This window comes from Cohnella silvisoli (assembly GCF_021190915.1).
Classification (GTDB): Bacteria; Bacillota; Bacilli; order Paenibacillales; family Paenibacillaceae; genus Cohnella; species Cohnella silvisoli.
The window spans coordinates 211,755-236,475 of sequence record NZ_JAIOAP010000011.1 but is presented as its reverse complement, the minus strand read 5'-3'; the positions used below and the strand labels follow the sequence as shown (position 1 = coordinate 236,475).

Annotated in this window: 22 protein-coding genes and 1 other annotated feature; of the genes, 2 read left to right on the top strand and 20 right to left on the bottom strand. The window is 50.6% G+C overall.

The window, feature by feature from the left end:
* Window positions 1-181: 181 nt before the first annotated feature.
* From K7P76_RS20690 to K7P76_RS20615, 16 genes are all read right to left on the bottom strand, one after another.
* A complete protein-coding gene (locus tag K7P76_RS20690) occupies window positions 182-3,415 on the bottom strand; it encodes a discoidin domain-containing protein (RefSeq protein WP_232187210.1) in 3,234 nt (1,077 codons plus the stop codon).
* Between the two features lie 251 nt (window positions 3,416-3,666).
* The gene (locus K7P76_RS20685) at window positions 3,667-4,551 is read right to left on the bottom strand and encodes a 5'-3' exonuclease (RefSeq protein ID WP_232187209.1); all 885 of its coding nucleotides are present in this window, start codon (window positions 4,549-4,551) and stop codon (window positions 3,667-3,669) included.
* A 17-nt stretch (window positions 4,552-4,568) separates the two neighbouring features.
* Window positions 4,569-5,759, bottom strand: coding sequence for an aminotransferase class I/II-fold pyridoxal phosphate-dependent enzyme (locus K7P76_RS20680; RefSeq protein ID WP_232187233.1), 1,191 nt, complete (start codon window positions 5,757-5,759; stop codon window positions 4,569-4,571).
* Window positions 5,759-6,124, bottom strand: coding sequence for a Spx/MgsR family RNA polymerase-binding regulatory protein (locus tag K7P76_RS20675; RefSeq protein WP_232187208.1), 366 nt, complete (start codon window positions 6,122-6,124; stop codon window positions 5,759-5,761). Before K7P76_RS20675 ends, K7P76_RS20680 begins: the two co-directional genes overlap by 1 nt.
* A 46-nt stretch (window positions 6,125-6,170) precedes the next feature.
* Window positions 6,171-7,145, bottom strand: a complete 975-nt coding sequence (locus K7P76_RS20670; RefSeq protein ID WP_232187207.1) for an RluA family pseudouridine synthase — start codon at window positions 7,143-7,145, stop codon at window positions 6,171-6,173.
* Window positions 7,146-7,150: 5 nt separating this feature from the next.
* Window positions 7,151-7,729 (bottom strand): cob(I)yrinic acid a,c-diamide adenosyltransferase, encoded by a 579-nt coding sequence (locus K7P76_RS20665; RefSeq protein ID WP_232187206.1) that lies wholly within the window; start codon window positions 7,727-7,729, stop codon window positions 7,151-7,153.
* A complete protein-coding gene (locus K7P76_RS20660; RefSeq protein ID WP_232187205.1) occupies window positions 7,704-8,303 on the bottom strand; it encodes a bifunctional adenosylcobinamide kinase/adenosylcobinamide-phosphate guanylyltransferase in 600 nt (199 codons plus the stop codon). Before K7P76_RS20660 ends, K7P76_RS20665 begins: the two co-directional genes overlap by 26 nt.
* Before the next feature lie 95 nt (window positions 8,304-8,398).
* A complete protein-coding gene (locus K7P76_RS20655; protein WP_232187204.1) occupies window positions 8,399-8,641 on the bottom strand; it encodes an aspartyl-phosphate phosphatase Spo0E family protein in 243 nt (80 codons plus the stop codon).
* 109 nt (window positions 8,642-8,750) lie between these two features.
* The gene (locus K7P76_RS20650) at window positions 8,751-9,980 is read right to left on the bottom strand and encodes an aminotransferase class I/II-fold pyridoxal phosphate-dependent enzyme (RefSeq protein WP_304518414.1); all 1,230 of its coding nucleotides are present in this window, start codon (window positions 9,978-9,980) and stop codon (window positions 8,751-8,753) included.
* Window positions 9,981-10,011: 31 nt separating this feature from the next.
* A complete protein-coding gene (locus K7P76_RS20645) occupies window positions 10,012-10,503 on the bottom strand; it encodes an Lrp/AsnC family transcriptional regulator (RefSeq protein ID WP_232187231.1) in 492 nt (163 codons plus the stop codon).
* Window positions 10,504-10,708: 205 nt separating this feature from the next.
* The gene (locus K7P76_RS20640) at window positions 10,709-11,083 is read right to left on the bottom strand and encodes a spore coat protein (RefSeq protein ID WP_232187203.1); all 375 of its coding nucleotides are present in this window, start codon (window positions 11,081-11,083) and stop codon (window positions 10,709-10,711) included.
* An 11-nt stretch (window positions 11,084-11,094) separates the two neighbouring features.
* Entirely contained in the window at window positions 11,095-11,316 is a 222-nt protein-coding gene (locus K7P76_RS20635; protein ID WP_232187202.1) for a hypothetical protein, read from the bottom strand.
* A gap of 96 nt (window positions 11,317-11,412) precedes the next feature.
* The gene (gene cysK / locus K7P76_RS20630) at window positions 11,413-12,330 is read right to left on the bottom strand and encodes a cysteine synthase A (RefSeq protein ID WP_232187201.1); all 918 of its coding nucleotides are present in this window, start codon (window positions 12,328-12,330) and stop codon (window positions 11,413-11,415) included.
* Window positions 12,327-12,884, bottom strand: coding sequence for a hypothetical protein (locus tag K7P76_RS20625; RefSeq protein WP_232187200.1), 558 nt, complete (start codon window positions 12,882-12,884; stop codon window positions 12,327-12,329). Before K7P76_RS20625 ends, cysK begins: the two co-directional genes overlap by 4 nt.
* A 106-nt stretch (window positions 12,885-12,990) precedes the next feature.
* The gene (locus K7P76_RS20620; RefSeq protein WP_232187199.1) at window positions 12,991-13,410 is read right to left on the bottom strand and encodes a DUF350 domain-containing protein; all 420 of its coding nucleotides are present in this window, start codon (window positions 13,408-13,410) and stop codon (window positions 12,991-12,993) included.
* Window positions 13,411-13,428: 18 nt separating this feature from the next.
* Window positions 13,429-15,795, bottom strand: coding sequence for an endonuclease MutS2 (locus tag K7P76_RS20615; RefSeq protein ID WP_232187198.1), 2,367 nt, complete (start codon window positions 15,793-15,795; stop codon window positions 13,429-13,431).
* Window positions 15,796-15,908: 113 nt separating this feature from the next.
* Between K7P76_RS20615 and K7P76_RS20610 the strand changes: the two genes are divergently transcribed.
* Window positions 15,909-16,271: a phage holin family protein gene (locus K7P76_RS20610; protein ID WP_232187197.1), complete on the top strand. Its 363-nt coding sequence runs from the start codon at window positions 15,909-15,911 to the stop codon at window positions 16,269-16,271.
* 201 nt (window positions 16,272-16,472) lie between these two features.
* On the top strand, window positions 16,473-16,862 hold the full coding sequence (locus K7P76_RS20605) for a cupredoxin domain-containing protein (protein WP_232187196.1): 390 nt from the start codon (window positions 16,473-16,475) through the stop codon (window positions 16,860-16,862).
* 280 nt (window positions 16,863-17,142) lie between these two features.
* On the opposite strand, the gene zapA is transcribed toward K7P76_RS20605, so the two are convergent.
* The 4 genes from zapA to K7P76_RS20585 form a co-directional block, all read right to left on the bottom strand.
* Window positions 17,143-19,434 (bottom strand): cell division protein ZapA, encoded by a 2,292-nt coding sequence (zapA, locus tag K7P76_RS20600; protein ID WP_232187195.1) that lies wholly within the window; start codon window positions 19,432-19,434, stop codon window positions 17,143-17,145.
* 131 nt (window positions 19,435-19,565) lie between these two features.
* Window positions 19,566-22,013: a phenylalanine--tRNA ligase subunit beta gene (gene pheT, locus K7P76_RS20595; RefSeq protein WP_232187194.1), complete on the bottom strand. Its 2,448-nt coding sequence runs from the start codon at window positions 22,011-22,013 to the stop codon at window positions 19,566-19,568.
* 71 nt (window positions 22,014-22,084) lie between these two features.
* Entirely contained in the window at window positions 22,085-23,119 is a 1,035-nt protein-coding gene (gene pheS / locus K7P76_RS20590) for a phenylalanine--tRNA ligase subunit alpha (protein WP_232187193.1), read from the bottom strand.
* A 48-nt stretch (window positions 23,120-23,167) separates the two neighbouring features.
* Window positions 23,168-23,440: a binding site (T-box leader), on the bottom strand.
* Window positions 23,441-23,490: 50 nt separating this feature from the next.
* Entirely contained in the window at window positions 23,491-24,546 is a 1,056-nt protein-coding gene (locus K7P76_RS20585) for an Rpn/YhgA-type helix-turn-helix domain-containing protein (RefSeq protein WP_232187192.1), read from the bottom strand.
* Window positions 24,547-24,721 lie beyond the last annotated feature (175 nt).

Genomic DNA, 24,721 nt, shown 5'->3' with positions numbered 1-24,721 from the left:
TTCCATCGGAGGTTGGACAGAGGTCGCACTTCCTTTACTCCGTTGTCCTGTACGTCTTCGGCCTTCCTATGTGGAGGTTGCATTCCAGTAGTCATCTCTCTCATCCTCAGCTTTTTAATTTAGCATTCGATATAAGCAAATAAAGGACTGGCTAAACCGAAGCTCTCCAGTCCTTTATCCGTTATTTTACTTCTATTTCGGCAAATTGCATCCGGTAAGCTCCCTCGTTAAACCTTAGATTCGTTGCATTAATTTTAACATATCTTGCCGTTGTGCTGGCGAAAGTAAAGGCTTGCACCGCATTACTTGGCTGCGCATAACCCGTTTGCGTTACCACGGTCGTCCAGTTTACATTGTCGGGAGAGGTTTGTATGGTGAAATCGATCGGGAAAAAGTACCCCGTACTCGCTCCATCGTTTCTCGGCAGTAGGCTCACCGTGTTGAACTTGCTGCTGCCTCCAAGGTCTACGGTTACCCACTCGGTATGGTTAGAAGTCAGAGTGTTGTTGCTGCTCCATCCCATCGAATAACCGATGTTCGACAACCTTGCTCCATCCGTTGCATTTGCCTTTCCCCATCCATCCGATGCGCTTTCATAGGAGCTTGAAGCAGTCACCGTCTTTCCTGCCGCCAGATTACCGCCGAAAACCTGAATCTCGGCGAATTGCATCCGATAGGACGATTGGTTATCTAATCTTAAGTTCGTTCCGTTTACTTTGACATACCGGGCATTGACGCTTGTAAACGGAAAGGACTGTACTGCATTGCCCGGGAGTCCGTAACCCGTCTGCGTAACAACGGTCGTCCAGTTGACATTATCGGTCGATGTCTGAATGGTGAAGTCGATCGGGAAACCGTAACCGGTTTGCGCTCCGTCGTTTCTCGGATAAAGATCGACACGGCTTAGATTGTAGCTTTTGCCTAGATCTACGGCAACCCACTCGCTGTGGTTCGTTGTTGTACTGTTATTGCTGCTCCACCCGGCGGAATTCGTTATAGTAGATTTCCTTCCGTCAACAGCAGCTTGGGGAGACCATCCGTCTGCAGTGTATGAGCTAGATACGGAAACCGCCTTGCCTTCCGCATAGTTCTGTTCGGCATTAATAACCACGTTGTCGAATTTAGCGCTGCTCGCGGTAATTAACGCAATGTTGCCTGCCGAGAACCCGCTATCGTTAACATTCAATAGGGCAGTGGCATTATTGCCCGCAAACACTTGGATATTATTACCGTTAGTCACAACCTTCACGGTTGTATATTGACCGGCAACATAACCGGGCACCGTTACTTCAGCAAGCGTCGTGCCGGAACGGTAAATAAAAATCTTCCCGTTGTTTCGCAGAGCAATCAAGTATCCGGTATCGACATCCGTACCATTTGCGCTTCGTACGACGGCTCCCGCCCAGTTTGTATGATTTCCGCCATCATTCACGATCTTGGTGTCGAAGGTCAACGCAAAATCGCCATAGGAGCGACCTTTCACCGCAGAAACCGCTTGCCATTGCGAAGCGTTAGTCTGGCTATACTCTCCGCCTGATACGGACCATGTACCCAACGTATGCACCCAGTTTCCATCGTTGCCGCTGCTGAAATCATCGAAAAATGCAAACCTCGTATCGCTTTGCGCCGAAACAATCTCGTCGAGAATTTGTTTGTGCGCGGTCTCTACATTAGCGCCTGATCGAGTGTAAACCGTAAAATTGGTGATCAAGGATTCTGTAATGCTTTTAGCGACAAGCGGTTTGGTCTGTTTCAAAATGTTCAAAAGTTCATAATCTTGAAGTCCATAGAGCTGATTTTCGCTGCGTACACTGTCATAAATATCGTATGCCGGCTTATTGGGACGCACGAGCCACCAATCGCCGAAGCCATGCCCATCGCCTCTTTCCGTGTCAGGGGCAGTCCAAGCCGAGCCATTCCAATCAACCCAATAGTTCCAGCCCCAGTGGAGATATCCTACTGCGCCAACCTTCCACCCCAGCCATGGGATCAGCCTCGTTTTGTCGAGATGATAGCTGAGGAACCGGTTCATATAGTTGTCCTGCGGACCTATCGCTGTATATAGCCATAAATCTTTGCCGTTTTCAATTCTCATTTTTTGATAGAAAGCCGTATTCTCGTTGTATGCATTTGTCGTAGGCGTATAGGTTGTCAAATTGTTTTCCATGCCGGACCACACGAGATAATGCGCCTCATTCGTAGGTGCGTTGGCGCCGAAAACCGCTTTATACTTGGAATAATACCAATTTGCGGCATTAACTTGCGCCTGATTAGCCGGTTCATCTTCGGCACTCATATAAAATTTGTTCGTCCAGCCTTTTGCATCAAGATGCGCTTTGAGAGCTGGAAACAACTTATCTAAATACGCGTTAGATACTGGGGTATCGGGATCGGCAACATCATGTACGGTCGCTCCATTTGCATTTCTAACAAGTATGTCCACTTTCGGCAGATCATCAATGTGTTGGATTTGCTGCGGAGCATAAATATACTGCAATGCGCCCGCGTCGATAAACGTTTGAACGAACCTGTCAAAAGTAGCCCACCCGAAAGTAATATTTCCGCTTATATCGATTGTTGTATCCGGAATAAGCAGGCCGTGGAAGTCCGCATGAATGACGTTATTCCGATGTTTGGCATGATTGGCGGCAATATTAGCGATGACCGTCCACCAATTCGCGTCATACATCGTAACGTTATATTGTAGAGGAGTGACTTTTTCTGTACCCGCAAAATCCCAGCCAGCGGATCCGAACCAGTTGTTCATCTTAAAAGTGGACTGGTTTGCTGGCGGGATCGTCACATTATAAACGACAACCGTCACGTTCACCGTCACATTGCCTCCGCTGCTGTTAACAACCGCGGTACCCGTATACGTCCCGGGCGTCTGAGTCGGGGATGTATATACACTGTAATAGTAGGGCTGTGTCACATTGGCGGCGATCGTTTGCGGAGTGTTATCCTCCAGAGAGTCGGTATAATCGGCACTGCCATTACCATTTCCACCCGGCGGAATTTCAAAATCTCCAGGCACCTCCCATACCCCCATATGGGTTACTTCCATCGTAACTTTAATGCTCGAGGCGGGAATCGTAGCGCCTCCCGGTCCGGTAAGAGCATTCGCTGTCACGAATAAATTGGATTGTGATGACGATGACCTTACCAGAATTTGCGCCGCTTGATATTCGTTTCTAGCCGCATAAAGCGTTATAGCTGTAGTCGCGCCCGTTGGCATTGTCGACGTTTGAAACGCCCGATCTGACGCATTCTGAATCCACACGGACGGAGCGGCGGCATATACGCTGGCAATTGAGAAAAAAGCCGTAGACAATAAGCATAACGTTAATAGGAGTGAAAATTTGATTTTAAACTTCGTAAAAATCGTTGCTTGGATGGACTGCTTGATCCCTTGCATTACAATCTCCTCCATCGTATTAGTCTTAGACGCCTTAATTCTCTTGCTTGGCAGATCATACCCTCCCTTCGGACGGATTGCTAACACCATCTAAAAATACATTACTAAAAATAAAACGCTTCCAATATATCAAAATGTTGATATTTCTTTTGCTTTATATACTATTTTCTCAGGTATCGCAAAAGAGACCTCAACCAGATGGTCAAGGTCCTTTCCAATGTCTGTTGGCACAGGCTGGTTTACATGTATAACTAGGAAACCGCGATAAACCGACTAACGTCTTTCACTAAACTATTAAATTCCAATTCCTCGAACAATGCGAAGATCTTTTGTTGGTCCGGCTGCCAGAGACACTCGTCGGGTAAGCAGGTAACCGGCGCGTCGCAGCTGATCGTAGCGAGCTCGCGGCATAAATGGAGCATCTCGAGATCAGCTTCGATTTTGGTTTTCACGCTTTTCGGTAATTGATGCAGGTTTTCCAGTATGCCGTCGATGGAGAGATATTCGATGAGCAGCTTCGTTGCCGTCTTCTCCCCAATGCCCTTTACGCCAGGATAATTATCCGAAGTATCGCCTATGAGTCCCTTTAGATCGATAAATTGTTTAGCGGTAAGTTGTTTTTCTTCTAATAGCTTCTCGGAATCGTAGACAGCGTAATTGGAGGGTCCTTTTTTCATGATAATGACCTTCACGCGTTCGTCAACCAATTGGAGCATGTCATGGTCGCCTGTCAGCACAAGAACATCCATATGCGCGCTTAGCTGCTTAGACAAGGTACCGATGCAGTCATCGGCTTCGTAACCAGGGAAGCTGATGTTCGGAATATTAAGGCCGGTGACCACTTCTTTCACAAGGTCGAATTGCGGAATCAATTCCGCCGGCGCATCGGGACGGTTCCCTTTATAACCTTCGAACTTGTCCGTACGGAAGGTTTTGCTGCCTAAATCCCAACAGCAAACGATGTGCGTCGGATTAAAGGTTTTGCAGGCGTCCAGCAAATATTTAACGAAACCGAATACGGCGTTCGTCGGCAAGCCTGCTTTCGTTTTGCGAATGTAACCCCCGTAGGAGTTGGCGAAATATCCCCGAAATAACAAAGCCATTCCGTCCACTAATAATACTTTCTGATCCGTCATACTCTCATTGCCTCATTTCATTTCGATGGTTGTGCGGTTCGAATAAACCCGCCTATGCGTTTCGCGGCTTCGAGAAGACGATCCTCTTGCTCGACTAATGCCAATCTAACATAACCTTCTCCGCGCTCCCCGAATGCGTTACCCGGGATGGATGCGACCCCCGTGGACGTAAGCAATGCTTGCGAGAACGAACGGGACGACCATCCTTCCGGTATGGGAGCCCAAAGGAACATCGTCGCTTGAGGGGCGGGAACGTTCCAGCCTTGTTCGCGGAGAGCACTAACCAACACATCTCTACGTTTCTCATATAAAGCGGCGATAGGCTTAGGTTCATGGATGTCCATTTCCAATGCAGCAATTCCTGCTTCCTGCGCTCCGAGGAATACTCCGAAATCGATATTGTTTTTGAGCGCGCGCAAGGAGGAAAGCACTTCGCGGTTCCCGACCGCAAACCCGAGACGCGTACCTGCCAAATGGAATGACTTCGATAACGAGTGGAACTCGATCGCAATGTCGGAAGCTCCCGGTATTTCCAGCACGCTCGGCGGTCGCACGCCATCGAAAGCCATCTCGCTATATGCATTATCATGGACGAGCAGCACTCCGTGCCGTTTCGCCGCATGGACCGCCCGCTCGAAGAAAGCCAAATCTGCCGTAATGGATAAAGGATTGCTCGGATAATTGAGAATCATGAATTTGACCTTGTCCCATACAGGCTGCTGGATAGCCTCGAAATCGGGCAAATAACCGTTGTCGGCAAGCAAAGGCAATGGAATCGCCTCGACACCGGCGACTGCCAGTCCCGCTCCATATACGGGATATCCCGGATCGGGCAGCAATGCGGCATCACCAGGATTGGTAATCGCTAGCGGCAGATGAGCAAGACCGTCTTGCGTTCCCATGAGCGACAGGATTTCGCTCTGCGGATCAAGCTCAACCCCGAAACGATGCTGGAACCATTTCGCTGCCGTTTGCCTGAACGCCAGCGTTCCTTCCGTTCCCGGATAACGATAAGTATCGGATCGCAAGCTTGCATCTGCTAGAACAGAGCGAACTTCCTCTGCCGGAGGTTGATCCGGACTGCCAATATCCAAATTGATAACCGAAAGTCCCTTCGTGCGGGCTTCCTGTTTCCACTCCGCCACTTCCGCGAAGATCGCGGAGCCAAGCCGATCAAGCCGCTGTGATCGAAAGTTCATCTTCTTCATCATTTATACCACACCGGACCGAAATCCTGCTCCCGGAAACCAATGGATACTTTACGGCCATCCGATACGATCGGGCGTTTAATGAGCATTCCATTGGAAGAAAGCAACTCTATTTTTTCCTTATCGGACATCTTTGAAAGCTTGTCCTTAAGGCCCATCTCCCGATACACTTCGCCGGAAACGTTAAACCACTTGGCAATGGGCAGTCCGCTAAGTTCGATAAGCTTGCTCAATTCATCCGGTGCAGGAGGATCAGCCTTTATATCCTGCAATTCTAACTCATAACCTTGCTGCTTTAATGCTTTAATCGCACTCTTGCAAGTGCTGCAGGTCGGTAAATAAAATACCTTCAACTGTTTAGCCACATCATTAAGCCCCTTCGATTATTAATAGTCACGGCAGCTAGACTTATTATTCTTTCCGATAGACCAAAAGCAGCTGCTCCAGCCTCCGCATATCTTCTGGAAGCGCCGCCTCAAGCTGCATCGCTTCTCCCGTTACCGGATGATTAAATCCGAGCCGGGCCGCGTGAAGCGCTTGCCGTTCTATGACCTCCGATACCTTTGCGGCTAAATCGGTCGCCATCCACTTTTCTTCCGAATAATAACTATCGCCGATAATCGGGCAGCCGATCGAGGTCATATGAACTCTGATCTGATGAGTCCTGCCTGTTCCTAGACGGATATCAACAGCGCTCGCTTGTTCGTGATAATTGGCCGTTACCTTATAGAAAGTCTGTGATGGCGCACCGTCCTCGCGAACGACTCGCCTGTGCGGATCTTCCGTCTGCCGGCCGATAGGCGAGTTAATTTCGCCTTCCGATTCAGGCGGACGACCGTACACGAATGTCCGATATTCCTTCATAACGGTGCCTTCCATCATCTGCGCGGACAATTGCTGTTGGGCTAGCGGATGTTTGGCGATAATAACCAGTCCAGACGTATTCTCATCCAGGCGATGCACCGGCCGGAACCGGATTCGCTCCCCGCGCTCCTGCCAATAATGCATAACCCCGTTAGCAAGCGTATTGAGATAGTGGCCTGTCGTCGGATGAACGATAATTCCGGCCGGCTTGTTCAAGACGAGCAAATGGTCATCCTCGAAAACAACGTCCAAGTCCATCGGCTGCGGCAATATCGTTTCCGATACTTCCGTCTCCATACGCAAGCTTATGACGTCTCCCTCGGAAATCTTATGATTAGACCACACTTTCTGGCCGTTAACGGAAAGGCCTTCCTCCGATGTTTTCAAACGAACCATCAACCGTCTGGATATGCCGATTCTTTTGCGAAGCACATCCCTTAATCCACGGCCGTCATCGGAGGCATTCGCGACAAACTCGATTGGAGCATAATAACCGGCGCTGCTGTTTTCTTCTGTCGTCATTCCGATCAAGACCTCCGCCGAAACACTTGCGCGCCGCGTTCGTATTCCACGTCGAGCAGTTCAAGCCGAGCATTCGCTGCCCGCGCCGCCGTGAAGAAGAAGTCTGACAGCCGATTCAAGTATTTGCGGACTTCGTCCGGACAATCTTGCTCCAACGAAAGGGTCACGACCCTTCGCTCCGCGCGCCTGCAGACCGTTCTGCAAACGTGCAATAAAGCGGCGGGCTCACTGCCCCCAGGCAAAATAAATCTCGTTATCGGAGGCGTTTGCGCTTCGTACAAATCAATCCAGCTTTCCAATCGATCCGTCATTACAGGCGTAACCTTCATCTTCTGAGGGTCGAGAACCGCGTAGGACAAATCGGACCCACAGTCAAACAGTTCATGCTGAATAAGCGTTAGATGCTCGAGCAGATCTTCCCAATCGACCGACGTTTCCCGAGCCAGCACCGATGCCGCTTGACCGACAAAGCTATTCAATTCATCAATCGTCCCATAAGCTTCCACGCGGGTATCGTCCTTCGTCACACGACCGCCGATGACCGAAGTTTTTCCTTCGTCACCTGTCCGGGTATATATTTTCATGAGTTAAATTCCCCCGTTTCAATCGATAGCCCTTCACTTCCGTCGCCATTCCGGCAGACATGCGGTATACGGTGTTGCTCGCTTCCAATAATAGGCGGTTTGCGGCTGCAAGACGATATGCATAGGTAAGTTCCCGTGAACTTAACGATAATCCCGCCGTTATATCTTCCGTAACGACAATCATTTTCCCTTGATAAGCAAAGATCGCCGAAAGCACTTCCTGCCAATCCGCTTCTATACGAGCTTCCGCATCCGGGATGGCCGCCTCTGTTCTGTGATAAATTTCGCGGAGCCAACCGGACAAACTATCTATAACGATTACACGCCGGTCCGCACGAAAAAAATTGGATTCGAGATTAATCGCATTCAGCTTATGGGCCAACGTCTCGTCAGCTTGCGAATGTGTCCATGAAAAATCCGAATGGGCGCCCTTCTCTTCATAAAAGGCGACTGTCGAAATTCCAGGAAAGGATGAACAAGCCAAGCGGATTCCTTCGCGGCCAACCGTCAGCGCCAACTCCTCGGCGAACGCCGATTTGCCGCAGCCGATTCCTCCGGTAACTAACCAAAGCATGGCTCGTCCTCCCTTATCCCTTCGTATATTTAACTATAGCACAAACGCTTTTGTTCCCAAAAAGAAAAAAGAGGCCGGTGAAATCATCACCGAACCTACTCTCGACTCAGGAGAACCTGTTTCATATATTCGTTGATCTTAAGATCAAGCTGTCGGCTCAGCTCTACGACCGAATCCGCTATTAATGAATGTTCCTGAAGAAAAGTTTCCGTCATTTCCTTACGCAATCTATCTATTTCTTCTACCAAATCCGCCACCCGGTTTGGGTAATGAGAGATAATGGGTGCATCGGCATGAATGGATGTCATTGGTATAGAATCTCGTTCTGCCGCGGCCATGTACATTCCCCCTTCTCATGACGTTAAACGACTCTCGGCGGGTTGAAAACCATGGTTATTATAGCAAAACATTCTAAAAATGAACATCATTTTTGAAAATTTTGAATTTTTATTCCAAACTTCGCAGGAATAGGTTAATCCTTTCCATTGCCTCCGTTAACTGAGCGACAGAGGTAGCATAGCAACAGCGCAGAAATCCTTCTCCGCCTTTACCGAATACGTGGCCGGGAACCGCGGCAACTTTAGCTTCGAGAAGCAATCTTTCGGCGAATTGCTCCGAGGTTAGTCCAGTCGAATGAATGGAAGGGAAAGCATAGAAAGCGCCGTGCGGCTCGTGGCATTTAAGTCCCATATCGCGGAAGCCTTGCACGACAAGGCGGCGGCGTTGATTGTAGGATTCGACCATGCGGTCCTTCTCCTCCAGCCCGCCCTTCGTTAGAGCTTCCAATGCAGCTACCTGCCCCATAATCGGCGCGCACATGACCGTATATTGATGGATTTTGAGCATTGCGCTAATTAAATCGGGATGCCCGCACGCATATCCCATCCGCCATCCGGTCATGGCAAATGCTTTGGAGAAGCCGCTGACGAGAATGGTCCGATCCTTCATGCCCGGCAAAGATGCAAAGCTAACATGATTTCCGTTAAACGTTAGTTCGGCATAAATTTCGTCGGAAATAACGATCAGATCGTTCTCTTCCACGATCTTGGCAATCGGCAGCATTTCTTCATACGTCATGATGGTACCCGTCGGATTGCTCGGGTAGCAGAGAACGAGAATTTTGGACTTTGGCGTTATTGCCGCTTGCAAGCTAGCCGATGTAAGCTTGAATTGGTCCTCGGCGAACGTCTCGATACCGACGGGGACACCGCCGCTTAAGGACGTAATCGGAGAATAAGAGATGTAACAAGGCTCGGGAACGAGGATCTCGTCTCCGGGCTCGATTAATGCCCGCAAAGCCAAATCAATGCCTTCGCTGCCTCCGATCGTAACGATCACTTCCTTGGCAGGATCGTAGGCCACGTTGAACTGGTTATATAAGTATTGTCCGATGGCTTCGCGCAGTTCCGGCATCCCGGCATTGGAAGTATATTGCGTTTTCCCTTTTTCAAGCGAATATACGGCGGCATCCCGAATCCGCCACGGAGTCACGAAATCCGGTTCGCCAACCCCCAATGTGATGATGTCTTTATCTTTGCTAGCGCTAACTAGATCAAAGAAGCGCCGGATTCCCGACGGCGGTATCGCTCGTGCGCTCGCAGCTAAATGGTGCTGCATTCCGCCGCTGCGCGACCCTTCCACCTGCTCGATTTGCGGCTTTTCCTCATCTTTTATCATGGGGCATTCTTCCTTTACGATGGACTGCTATCTATGGCGATACGAGCAAGCGGTGATCATCCTCGAATTCTTCGAAAATAATGCCATCTTGTTTATATTTCTTAAGAATGAAGAAGCTTTTGGTGGAAATAACCGAATCGATCGTCGATAACTTATTGGAAACGAAGGAAGCGACTTCTTTTAAATTTTTCCCTTCGATCTCGACAAGCAAATCATATGCCCCGGACATCAGATATACCGATTTCACTTCCGGGTACAAATAGACGCGCTCGGCGATATTCTCGAAGCCGCGGCCTCTTTCCGGCGTGCACTCCACTTCGATAAGCGCCGTTACTTTCTCGTCGTCCACCTTGCTCCAGTTAATAACCGTCGCGTACTTTACGATTACGTGGTCCCGCTCCATTTCCGCGATTGCGGCGGAAACGTCCTCTTTCTCTGCGCCTAACATCGTAGCGATCGTAGCGGCAGACAATCGGGCGTCTTCCTTGAGCAGATCCAAGATACTTAGCTTGAATTCGTTCATCATGATCCCTCCTGAATTACTCTTCATAATACATCAAAAACAGGCTGCATGAAAAGCGGTAATAAGGAGGCTCCGTCTAAAAACAAATTCACGATCCAGGGGACGGGAGTTTTCATTAAAAATCCCCGTATCGGAATACGGTACCGACCGGGGAGTGTAGCCTGAACTTGATATAGGTAATTAAAGCGCTTGATGAAGTCGGATGCTATTGGTAAGCGGGAATCGTGCTTTGACCTGCAGAATTGGGCGGAATGTGTGCCTGCGCGGTTTGGGCTTGCTGCACGAACTGGTTCGTTTTTTGCTGAGTTTGCTGGTATTGCTTTAATTGCTTGTCCAATTCCTGCTTCAGGGCCGGAGAGGATGCATTATACATATTGTTTTGCTGCATTGCATCGTATAGCTCGCCTTGCATGGTAAGCGTATTGTTGAGCAGCTCGGTAAACATTTGCCGAATTTCCGGGCAAACGGATTCCGTAGCTGCCGTCGTGTATTCGCGCGTTACCCTTTTGAGATCCGAAAGGATCGTGTAAGCCATATCCCCTTCGGGAAGGGACGTTTGAGTCGAAGGTTGGATGTTCATATTTGTCCTCCTTAGGATTGGGGCTGGGTAGGCGCCATTGATTGGTGTTGTTGGATAGCATTTAATAGCGTTCCGTAGTGCTGCGTGTGCACGTCCACCATGTGGGAGCACGCTTGCTGGATTTGCACGTTGCTAACGGTAGCCGCGGCAACGGTGCATTGCTTGATCAACAAATCTTCGTTGGACATGGAGTCGGCTACATACTCCAGCTCTTTGGCAGTCATCGCTTGCATGAGATTTACTTACCTCCTGTTACGGAATAAAGCTTGAGCATGCTGCTCGCGCTTGCACCGTCATTTGAACATCAGGGGGTATTTTGCTCAAGAAAATCAGAAAATATCCATACTTAGATAACGCTCGCCTGTATCGGGAGCTATACATAACACTCGTTTCCCCGGGCCTAGCCTGCGTGCGATCCGAAGAGCAGCCCAGACGGAAGCCCCGGAAGAAGGACCGACCAGCAACCCTTCTTGGCGAGCAAGCTGCTTCGTCGTTTCGATAGCGTCCTCGTCCTTCACTTGGATGATCTCATCGTAAACCGATGTATTCAATATCGCAGGCACAAACCCCGGGCTTGTCCCTACCAGCTTGTGAGAACCGGGTTGTCCGCCAGACAGTACGGGCGAACCCGCCGGCTCGACAACCGCAATATGCAATTGTGGAAGCTTTTCTTTTAACGCTTCGCCTGTGCCCGTGATCGTACCGCCTGTGCCTGCGGTCGCGACAAAAGCATCCAGCCGGCCAGCCGTCTGCTCTAATATTTCCACTGCAGTCGTCGTCCGGTGAATATCGGGATTAGCACGGTTCTCGAATTGGTTAGGCATGTAGCTGCCGGGAAACTCGGTAAGCAATTGCCTAGCTTTGGCAATGGCGCCTGGCATGCGTTCCGCCGCCGGGGTCAGCACGACCTCTGCGCCATAAGCGCGGAGAAGCGATATCCGTTCAGCCGTCATGTTGTCCGGCATAACTAATATTAGCCGATAACCTTTGGCTGCAGCGTACATCGCTAAGCCAATTCCCGTATTGCCGCTTGTCGGCTCAATGATGATGCTGCCTTGACCAATGAGGCCACGCTGTTCCGCATCGATAAGCAATCCCGAAGCCGCTCGGTCCTTAACGCTGCCGCTCGGGTTCATTTTCTCCAGCTTAACGAGTACCTCGGCATCTTCGGGCCTGGTTAATCTTTGCAATGCGACTACGGGGGTATTCCCGATCAATTCGATGACCGATTGGACGATACGGGTCATACTCCGCGCCCTTTGCCGTTGCGATCCGCAGGATCTTGGCTTAAACGGCGCACGACCTGAAGGCGATGGGAATCCCCAAGGAACGAATGGACAGAGAAACAAGAAGGACACAAATACATCGTCAGCGTGAAAGGTGCCTCTATCACGTCTTCGCCTATTACGTCGGTCACTCTATGGCGGAACTGATTCGCGGATATGAGCTGCTCACCGCACTCAATCATATATTCATGGCATAGCGGGCATTCGGGTACTAGCTCCTGTTCGTTAAGCAGTTGCTCTACGGTCTCTTCGAACTGCAGCAATTCTTCATCGCTGGCGTCGTTAAACGAATCGACCTCTTCCCAACTCGTGTCATCATTGATGGACACAATGGTTGGCTCCTCATCCTCATCGTCTTCGTCTTCGTAATCCTGGTCATCGGCCCCGCCTACGTTGAGCTTTAAAGTACGATAGCCATCAAGCTCGTTATCGCATACCGGACATATTTTATCAGGCTCCTGGCCTTCTTCTTGCATAATCTCGCTTTGACACCAAGGACATATGACTACAGCCATTACGGGTTTACGCCTCCCTCATCATATAGATAACGCCGATAATGATAAACAAAACAGCTAAAGCGAACAGCGTTCCCCACAAATACTTCATCCACAATCCCTCCGATTAAATGACCGCAGCGCCGATAATGTACGATAATGAAACGGATAATACCATGGCCAGAAACCCGACCGCCCGGTTATCCCGCTCGATTTCATCGTCAATTCGGAAAACAGGCGTCAAAAATTCGAATAAAAAGTAAGCAACAAGCAGCAACACGAATCCGATCCCTGCCCAAAGCAAGCTTTGATAAATCGTATCGTTCGCCTCGATGGAAAACCGAAAAATATTGCAAATTCCGAATATTTTGCCGCCAGTCGCCATCGCTACGGACAAATTGCCTTTACGAATCTCGCTCCACCCATCGTATTTCGTTACCCGTTCAAAACATGCGAGAAATACGATAAGCGACAGAATACCTACCGAAAAATAAGCCAAAACCGCGGAAAACGGATGCGACATTAAGGAATCGACCATACCCTGCATGACTGCGCTTGCCCCCCGTCAATGAAGCTCGGCTACGGAAACGCCCGCTCCGCCTTCTCCGAATTGGCCTAACCGATAGCTCTTCACATGCTTATGGCGGCGCAGGAATTCTTGAATCCCCGTGCGTAAAGCCCCCGTGCCTTTGCCATGAATGATGTAAACTTGCCCAAGGTTGGATAGGAATGCCTCATCCAGAAACCGATCCACTTCCATAATCGCCTCGTCTAGCGTCGTACCTCGCAAATCCAACTCCGTACGAACGTTATCGTCCCGAGATCGTTTCACGATTGCCGACTGAGCAACAGGTGGTTTATTGGCCGTTCCCGATTTGCGAATCGGCTCTAAATCGGACAATGCCACCTTCATCTTCATTATCCCAAGCTGTACGACGGCTTCCGAACTGCCGCTTAGCTCAACCACATGCCCTTTTTGCCCGCTTAAGCTGAGTACTTTCACTTCATCGCCGACTTCTATTTTTCCTTGCTTGGCGTTTGAAGCTCGGTTCGGCTTGGCAACCGGCGAAGGAATGGCATCCTCCAATCTTCGCCGGGCTTCGATCAGCTTATGCTCCTTGACCGAGGCGCCCTCTTCCATTGCAAGGCGGCGCAAGTCGTTGATAATCTCTTCCGCTTCTCTCTTGGCTTTAGCTATCGCTAGCCGCGCTTCTTCGCGCGCCCCTTCCAATAACTTCGCCTTTTGCTCTTGAAGCTTAAAGCGCTCCTCCTGAATTTCGTTCTGCAGCTTCTCGGCTTCACGACGAAGCTTCTCGGCCGATTGGCGCTCCGATTGCGCAAGAAGGCGATCCTGCTCCAACGAAGCGATCATCGAATCGACCTTGAGTTCATCTTCGCTGACTTCGCCACGGGCATGTTCGATAATGCTGCGGGGAAGTCCAAGACGTTCCGCGATGGCAAAAGCGTTGCTGCGGCCGGGAACGCCGACTAAGAGGCGGTAGGTTGGGCGCAAAGTAGCCACGTCGAATTCCATGCTGGCATTGATGATGCCTTCGCGGTTGTATGCATATGCTTTTAATTCGCTGTAATGAGTCGTGGCGATAAGACGGCAGCCTAGTTTTTGCAGATGTTCTAATATCGCGATCGCCAGAGCAGAGCCTTCCGCAGGATCCGTGCCCGCTCCCAGCTCGTCGAGAAGAACCAAGCTGTGGCGCGTCACCTGCCCTAACATGGATATCAAATTGGTCATATGGCTCGAAAAGGTACTTAAGCTTTGTTCGATGCTTTGCTCGTCGCCGATATCGGCATAAATCCCATCAAATACGCACAATCGGCTGCCATCCTCCGCCGGAATAAACAAACCCGACATTGCCATTAGGCTAAGCAAGCCTATCGTCTTCAGCGAAACGGTTTTACCGCCCGTATTAGGTCCCGTAACAATGATTGAAGTGTAAGTGTCGCCAAGCTCAATATCAATAGGAACCGCTTGTTTGATATCAATAAGCGGGTGGCGGGCTTTGCGTAAAAGAAGCCGTCCTTCATCATTCATTTCGGGCAAAGTTGCGGTATACGCATGTGCAAGCGATGCCTTGGCAAAAATAAAATCGATCAGCCCGAGAATTTCCGCGTCGCCGGTCAACAACTCCGCGCGTTCTCCCGTTTGTTCGCTTAGCTTGCGGAGGATACGTTCGATTTCGTTCTGTTCTTTGATTTTGAGCTCCCGCAGCTTGTTGTTCATTTGCACGACCGCTTCGGGTTCGATGAACAAAGTCGCGCCGCTTCCGGACTGATCATGAACGATACCGCCGAAATGCGATCGATATTCCTGTTTAACAGGAATGACATACCGGTCGTTGCGCATCGTGATGAGCGCGTCCTGCAGCATCTTCTGCACGGAGCTGGAACGAATAAGGCTCTCCAACTTTTCCCTAGCCCTGCCCGCATTAATCCGGATGTCCCGGCGTACGGAAGCAAGCTCGGGGCTGGCCGAATCCAGAACGTCTCCCTGCTCGTCAATGCATCTGCGGATTTCATCCTCTAACGGCTTGAAGTCGGTCAGCGGCTCGCAAAGATCGGTTAAAAGCGGGAGCTTGGTTTCTTCGCCGGCAACGGCAATGAATCGGCTCAACCGCCTGGATCCCATAATAAACTGCGCAACTTCCATAAGCTCGGGCGGCTGAAGGATACCCTGCAATTTGGCGCGGTACAGCGCTGAGCGGATATCCGTGATTCCGCCGAAAGGCGGAGTTCCTTTAAGCATGACTGCCCTAACGGCTTCATCCGTCGCGGCTAGACGCCGCTCCACGATGGGTAGCTCCCGGGAAGGAAACAGCTTCTCCGCTTCTTCCTTGCCAAGGCTTGTTGAGGTCAGCCCCGTCAGCTTACGGATAATTTTATCGTATTCCAATGTATGTAATGCCTTATCGTTCACGGCGAAATTCATCTCCTTACTTTATATTATAGCCGAACAATTTGATCTTGCGAAACCTTCCACTCATACGGATTGAAACTAAGGATACACTATCTGTTGAGGAGGCTGATAAGATGAATTTTCTTGGAACAGTAGTTCGCTTTATCGTCTCGGCAATCGTGCTGATGGTGGTAGGGTGGTTGGTTCCCCAATTTTCAGTCGGGGGGTTCTGGAGCGCTCTCATGCTCGCTGTCGTGATTGCCGTGCTCGGTTGGATCATCGAAGGGATTTTCGGCAAAAAAGTCACTCCTTTCGGTCGCGGTATCGTCGGGTTCTTGTCAAGCGCGCTCGTCATTTGGCTGGCACAGTTCGTAGTCGGTCATGTTCATGTCTCCGTCATTGGCGCCCTGCTCGCAGCGTTGGTAATCGGGATTATCGATCTATTCATCCCGGTCGCTACACCTTATGAAGCAGCGCATGGCAGACGTCGGGACTGAACGGTTTGATGCTTGGAACAACCTCCTTGCCCTTTAGGCGAGGAGGTTGTTTTTTACGGAGAGGAGTGGATAATGTCATCGTTCCGCCATCGGATGCGCGACTCCCCGTACATAACGTATGATACAATTATCTATGCGTAGAGGCAGTCTAAGTTAATTGGGGACGCTTTCCGCAATTCATCCGTACGGAGGGGAATAGAATTGTACAAGAAACTGGCCTTTTTTCTGACAGCGACTGCATTGTTGCTGGCACTTTCGGCATGCGGCAGCAGCAACAAAGATAGCAATTCCGGGAACAGCTCGCCATCAGCAGACGCACCAAGCGAATCTGCTTCCGAAGAACTCGTCATTACTGCAACTTCTTGGGAATTCGATAAATCGGAATACACCATTCCCAAAGACACTCCTGTCAAGCTGACATTGGAAAACACTAAGGGCGCACACGGCATCGAGATTATAGGACAAGACATCTCCATTCGAGGCAATAAATCGGAAATCGTTAAATTGCCAGCGGGCACATACGAAATCAAATGTAATATCATGTGCGGCAACGGACATACACAAATGAAAGCTAAGCTTATCGTTAGCTAATTGCGAGCTAAGTAATTTAAGGGCTTATTACCGGGAGAACGTTTCAGGTAAATGGCCCTTTTTTGTTGTGGTTTCCGGATACATCGTTAAGTAAAAAACGGGAGGCCGGAGGCGGAGGCTCTCTATAGTCGCTTTTTTAGACGATGAGTAGAGATTGGTACGGGTGGATACTCTCGAAGAGAGGAGCTATAAAAAGAGTACTACCCTTTGGCCGGGGGAAAAGGGAATCTCCACCCGACATAAGAGAAGTACTTGAGGTTAGCCGTATATTCGGAATCGACTATGGTTGCTCCAACAAGTCGATCCACTCGTTATACTCGTTCTGAAGCTTCGCATATTCGTTGCTCAGCGAGGAATGCTCCTGCTTGAGCGCATCCAGCTCCGCCTGCAACCGATCGCTGCGCGCCGCCTGCTCGCGCAGCTCATCCTGCGAGGCGGCGATGCCCGCCTCGCCGCGAGACCCCACGGCGGCGGCCTCTGACCGCGCCGCCTCCAGTTCGCGCGACGCCCGCGACGCGGCTTCGCGCAAGCCCTCCTCCGCCGCGCCAAGCTCGGCGAGGCGGGCCTCAAGCGCCGCCGCACGCTCGGTGGCGGCGCGCTGCTCTTGCTGCGCCGACGCAAGGCGCGCTTGCAACTCTTGCGTGGAATCGCTCCACGCTTTCTCCCAATCGTCCCGCTCTTTTAGCTGGCGGGCAAGTTCATCGCGCTCCTGCTGAGCCTTTTCTCGTTCACGCTCTAACTTCACGCGTTCTTGCTCGACCTCGTCTCGTTCACGCTCCAGCTTCGACCGTTCCTGTTCGGCCTTTTCTCGGTCAAGCTCTACCTTCTCACGTTCCTGTACAGCCTTCACGCGCTCCTGTTCGGCTTTTTCTCGCTCACTTTCTACTTTCTCACGTTCCTGTACAGCCTTCACGCGCTCCTGCTCGGCTTGGTCTCGTTCACGCTCCAACTTCGCCCGTTCCTGCTCGGCCTTTTCTCGCTCACTCTCTACCTTCTCACGTTCCTGTACAGCCTTCACGCGCTCTTGCTCGGCTTGGTCACGTTCACGCTCCAACTTCACGCGTTCCTGCTCGGCCTTTTCTCGCTCACTCTCTACCTTCTCACGTTCCTGTACAGCCTTCTCGCGCTCCCGCTCGGCCTTCTCTTTCGCGGAATTCTGCTCATTAAGCCGCTCCGTCGTTTGACCTTCCACCTCTTGCAGCATTTCCTGCTGCTCGATTACGGTTCTGCGTTGGTCTTCGGCTTCCCGTGCCCAATGCTCAAGGTCACTTTCCAACTGGCCCCGCAATTTCTGCCATTCGCGTTCCTTAGCCTGCAACCCATCACGTTCACTAGTTAAAGTCTCTAATTCCGATCTTACTAAATCAAGCTCTTCGGTATAGATTGCTTCCAAATCTTTTATTTCCGTTGTTGATTTATCGTTTAACGCTTGAAGTTCCACATTCTTCTTACTTTCAAACAACTCGATTTCCGTGGCTCGCTTGCTCTCGATCGCTTGGATTTCAGCATTTCTTCGGCTCTCTAATGCATCTATTTCAGCTATCCTTTTACTCTCCAACGTTTCCAGTTCAGCGATATGCTTCTTATCCTGCTCGCTGGACTCCGTAGCGAACTTACTCGTTAACTCTTCAACCTCGGCAAAATGCTTTTGCTTCATCGCCTCGATTTCAGACGTCAATCCGTTCTTGAGCTCCGTTTGCTTAGTAAACCAAGCCGCCTTCTCCGTTGCAAGCTGATTAGCAAGCGTCAACGCTTCCGATTTCGAACTCTCAATCTCCCGCTCGGCTTCGGACCTAATCCTCTCCGCTTTCTCGTCGGCTTGTTTTTTTAAGTTTTCCAGTTCCTGAGCAGCTTGTGACTTCAATCTCTGGTGCACCTGTCCCGCTTCAGATTTCACCCTCTGAAGCTCTCGCGCTGATTCTTCCTTTAAGTTCTCGTAATCCTTTGCTGCCTTTGCCTTCATGCTTTCAAGTTCCTGTTCCGCATCGATCCTCGCTTGTTCAAACTCCAACTCCGCTTTTGCCTTCGCGCTTTCGAGCGCTTCAGCCGCCTGTGCTTTTACGCTTTCAAGCTCCCGAGCGGCATCGGTATTCGCTCTAACAAGCGCTTCCGTCAAGCGGGTTTTCACCAATTCTAACTCTTCGGCAGCTCGCGTCTTCACGCTTTCAAGTTCAGCCGAAGTTTGCGTCTTCAAGTTTTTCAGCTCTTCCGACTTCTGCGCCGTCACGAACTCAAGCTCTTCGGCAGCCTGCGCCTTCACACGTTCAAGCTCCTGAGCCGTTTCAGCCCTCAAGCTCGTCAGTTCCTCGGCCAGATGCTTGCGCTCGGTTTCCGCCTCCAGCAACCGTTCGGTATCCCGCCTTAGGCGCATTAGCTCGTCGCCCATGTTAACGGCGGCAAGCACCGCCAATTTCGGTAAATCCAAGCGAGGTGAACCGCTATTTACTTTGCTCATCTGCTCGTTGACCAGAGCCGCAACCCGTTTCATATAATCCGTACTGGTGTGACCCGTTAGCGTATATTGCGTTCCGTATATGTCAACGGTCACACGCGTTTTGTCATTGTTGTCCACAGCGTGATCCTCCCATTGCGTCCATAGTTATGTATCCGTTTATACCTACAGCTTGGTTAACAAAAGCAGCGAATCCATCTCACGCCAATCGGCGTCTTGATGTATTCGCTGCCTCCCTTACTGTTTCCTGCCTATTTCCTAAGTTCCGCACCGAAAGATTGTTCCAATTGAGCCAAAACCCGGGCATGCGCTTCCGTAACTTCCTCATCGGTCAACGTACGGTCCCCGTGCCGGTATACGAGCGCCAATGCCACGCTTTTTTTGTCGCTGCCGATCCGATCCCCGGTATATACATCGAACACTTTAACAGACTCCAACAATTCTCCTGCCGCAGCGGTAATGGCATCCGTTAATGCGCCTCCGGCTACGCCGCGGTCAACAACGACCGCGATATCTCTTTCCATCGCGGGATAGCGAGGCAACGTCCGATATTCAATATGACGGTCCGCATATTCGTAGACCGGAGCAAGTTCAATTTCCGCCACATACGTATCCGGCAAATCGAAATCGCGCTGCAACTCCGGATGCAATTGTCCAACATAACCTATCGTTTCCGTCCCGCGCTCCGTGTGGATCGTAATGGCCGCCGTTCTGCCGGGATGGAAGCCCACAGGCTGGGCAGCCACATAAGCAACTCGTCCGGCCAAGCCAAGCCGTTCGAAAACCTTCTCCAAAATTCCTTTGGCATCGTAAAAATCAACGGGTTCAGCGGATCGATTCCAGCTGGCGGAACGCCGATTGCCGCTAAGCAGCAATGCCGCGCGCGGTTTCTCTTGCGGGAGACGCGTAAGCACGGCTTCATCGGAATGGTATACGTTGCCGATCTCGAGCAGCGCCAGATCATTGTTTTTCCGAGTGAGATTATATGCGGCCGCTTCCAGCAAGCTTGGCAGCAGCACCGTGCGGAGGACGCTACGCTCTTCGCTCATCGGCATAGCCAGCGCAATCGGCTTCGTTTCCCCCGAAAGCTCCTTAAACAATTTCGTCCGTTGCAAAGACGTCACCGAATAGCAAACCGCTTCCTGCAAGCCTGCATTCGTCATTATTGTCCGCAACTCACGTCGAATGGCTTGCGGTTTCGTCAATGCACCGGTCGTCGTAAGCCCTTCGATCAGAGTCGTTGGAATTTCATCATACCCGTGCAAACGCGCAACTTCCTCTACCAAGTCGACGTCACGGGTTATATCTCCTCTCCTTGAGGGTACCGTCACGCTCCAAGAGCGTTCACCGGATACTTCCGCTTTGAATTGCAAACGAGAGAGAATCGTCTTGATTTCCAACGAAGACAGCTCCGTTCCGAGCATCCCGTTAATTCGGCCCAACGACAGCTCAATCTTGACGGGTTCCGGAAAGGAAATTTTCGCTTCCGCGACTCCTTCGGTAACAAGCCCTTCCGCATACAGCGCGATTAGCGCCGACGCCCGATCCAAAGCCTCGCGAACGAACGCCTGATTGACTTCTTTCTCGAAACGGGCCGAAGCTTCCGAACGCAATCCTAGTTGCCGCGAAGTACGGCGTACAGATCCGCCGTCAAACTTGGCAGATTCGAGAATAATGTCCGTTGTATCCGAAGTCACTTCGGAATTAGCGCCGCCCATGACGCCAGCTAGGGCAATCGCCTTCTCGGCATCCGCGATAACGAGCATGTGCGGCTCCAGCTTGCGCTGCTGGTCGTCAAGCGTAACGAGCAATTCACCAGCTTTAGCTAGACGAACGTCTATGCGGCCTCCGGCTATCTTCGCAGCATCAAACGCATGAAGCGGTTGTCCATACTCCAGCATGACGTAGTTCGTTATGTCTACGATATTGTTAATCGGTCGGACTCCCGCAGCGATGAGACGATTTTGGACCCATTGAGGTGCGGGCCCTATTTTCACGCCTTTGATATACCTAGCTGTATATAGAGAGCAGAGCTCGGGATCGCTGATCGATACTTTGATATAATCGGAAGTTAATTCCGCCGTCGGGTAGAGACCCTTACCCGGATTCGGAAGATTTAAAGGACGTCCTGTTAACGCCGCTACCTCATAGGCAACTCCAATCATACTTAAGCAATCTGAACGGTTCGGCGTCAAATCCAGCTCAAGGATGGAGTCGTTAAGCGCAAGCACTTCGAGAATGTCGCGCCCGATCTCCGTATCGGCAGGCAGCACCAGAATACCCTCCTGCTGCTCCTTGGGCAGCAACTTGTCGTTGATTCCAAGCTCGCGAGCCGAGCAAATCATGCCTTGCGATTCAACCCCGCGCAGCTTCGCGCGTTTGATATCCAAACCTCCGGGCAATTTAGCGCCAACCTTAGCAACCGGAACCTTCTGTCCCGCGTCGATATTCGAGGCGCCGCACACGATTTGCAAGTCTTCGCCAGTGCCCGCGTCGATCGTGCAGACGCTCAGTTTGTCTGCATCGGGATGTTTCTCCCGCGTTTTCACATAACCGACGACAACTCCGCTAACGCCCGCATTTCTGGACGGTACGGAGTCAATTTCGATTCCTCCGCGTGTCATCATCTCCGCCAGTTCCTGCGGCGAAATGCCGCCAAGGTCAATATAATCGGATAACCACCGATAAGATACGTTCATGGGATACTCCCCTCATTTTCGCAAAGTAACTGCTCTATACTTCTGTGCTGCTTCAACCTTCTATAAATTGATCACATCTTTGCGAATTGACTTAAAAATTTCGTGTCGTTAGCGTAGAAATGACGAATATCATCAATATCGTATTTAAGCAACGCAATGCGCTCCACACCCATCCCGAAAGCAAAACCAGTCACTTCCTTCGGATCGTAGCCGCCGTGCTCCAACACTTTAGGGTGAACCATGCCGCAGCCGAGAATTTCGATCCAACCCGTATGCTTGCACATCCGACAGCCCTCGCCGCCGCATTGCGCGCAGGTCACGTCTACCTCTGCACTTGGTTCCGTGAACGGGAAGAAACTCGGACGGAGCCGGATTTGCATTTGCGGACCGTACATCTCTTGCACGAATTGCAGCAGGGTGCCTTTCAGGTCGCTCATCCGAATGTTCGGTCCGATGACGAGGCCTTCGATTTGATTGAACATGAACGAATGCGTCGCATCGTCATCGTCGCGGCGATACACCTTACCCGGGCAAATGACCTTAACCGGCGTTTGGCCGTTCATCGCCTTCATCGTGCGGATTTGTACCGGAGATGTATGCGTGCGAAGCAAAATTTCATCCGTTATATAGAAGGAATCCTGCATGTCGCGCGCGGGATGGTTTTTCGGCAGATTAAGCGCTTCGAAGTTGAAGAAGTCCGTTTCTACTTCGGGACCTTCCGCGATCGTGTAACCCATGCCGATGAAAATATCTTCGATTTCCTGGGCAACCTTGTTCAACGGATGGATAGACCCTGCGTTAACTGCTTTGCCCGGCAGCGTAACGTCAATCGTCTCCGCTTGCAGGCGGTGGGCAGTCGCAGCACGGTCGAATCCCTCTTGCTTCTCCGTAATGACGGCTTCGATCGCCGCACGGACATCGTTGCCCACTTGCCCGATCACCGGACGTTCCTCGGCGCTGAGCGCTCCCATACCGCGCAATATCTCGGTTAGCTGTCCCTTTTTACCCAAATATTGAACGCGAAGATCGTTTAAGCTGGTGGCATCCGCCACGCTTTGAAGCTGCTCCAACGCTTCTTGCCGTAGAGCCTCTAATCGTTCTTTCATCCCGATTCTCTCCTTATCGCATTGAAATAGAAAAAGGCCTTCTCTCCCGTAAGGGACGAAAAGACCGTGGTACCACCCTTTGTTGAAATGTCTCTGCGGCCCATTAGAGCTGCTAAGGCGCTTATCGCGCTTAGGACATTCCCGCTTAATACGGCGTAACGTGCCGTCAACCGGTTCCTTCTACTTATCGGCACGGCCGATCGTTCAAAGGACTGCTCCGGAGCGAACTTCGGCAGCCTGTTTTCTTAGGAACGCTCTCAGTCTTCGGCGCTCCCTCCCTGAAAGAAGGCACTGCTTACTTTTCTCCATCCATGCATTTAAGATTTACACACCATTATAGGGCATGGTGAACTCGCAAGCAAGCAGGCTGTTCAATTTTTCTTCCCTAATTTCAACACTTCCTCCGCAGTCAGACCTGTAGCTTGAACGATCGTTTCGATTTCAACGCCAAGCCCAAGCAGATTTTGCGCAACCTCGGCCTTTCCTTCTTTAATTCCTTCTTTAATTCCTTCTTTAATTCCTTCTTTAATTCCTTCTTTAATTCCTTCTTTAATTCCTACTTTGATACCTTCCTCTCTCCCTTTCTTCACCATCTTAGGATCGATAAACGTCTTGATCATCGTACTTACCTCCTGTTTCATTTGTACAAATTCATTGCCGTAGTTGCGATATAAATATGTCAATATATTGCTGAGCACCTGCAAAATCCGATCCATATCCCCTAGTGGCAGTTGCTGGCGAGTAACCAATTCGTTAATGACCGCAAGCGTCCGTTCGACGGTGTCCTTCAGCTGTTCAAATTCTTTAGAGAGCAGGCGCCGCTTCTCCTCGTCGGAGTGATGGCTGGCAGCTATTCGTCGCATATTCTTTCGAGAGCCGAATACCTGCAACGGGAGCAGTGCATACAGGCGTTTCTCCTGCAAATCCCTAGGCGTGAGGGTCCAATAACGAATGACCGGTACCGCATAGACCGTTTCCGTACCATCCGGTAGACGCAGTTTAAATGAAAGCCGATCTCCAATCGCCTCGTTCTCCTCCAGAAAAATAACGACCTGTCGAGGAAACGCTAGCAATGGCAATTCGCCCTCTCCGCTCCCAATTGCCAGTTCCATCGCTTTCTCAAATCCATATCGAAACATCCGAATGACCATTGACTGATCATTTAACGTCTGAAACTCGACATGGTAATGGAATATGCCGCGACTCGTATCCAATTTCAGAAACAAATCACCGACAATTCGGTCATATTCGTCCTTAATGAACTCAGCATTACCATAGTGAATCGATTTAACCTCTTCGCTCGCAAACTGCTCCTCGAACAGCCCATTGATCAGTTGAATCGTCAACCTTCTCGATAACCGGAACAGTACACGCATAATCTGATCCAGCTTAAGCTTTTCACTCTTACGTCGATCCGTTAGTTTCATTATACTATACTTCCTTCCATTCCAATCTCCACGGACGCAAAAAAAGCACGCCCCCAGCGTCTTCCACGCTTGACGGGGTGTGCTTCACTCACCGATTCATATCATTATTCTTATCGTAACAGACGAATGCTCTCTAGTAAAGTAATCCTTCATCCGCAATATGTCTCGCCCGGCG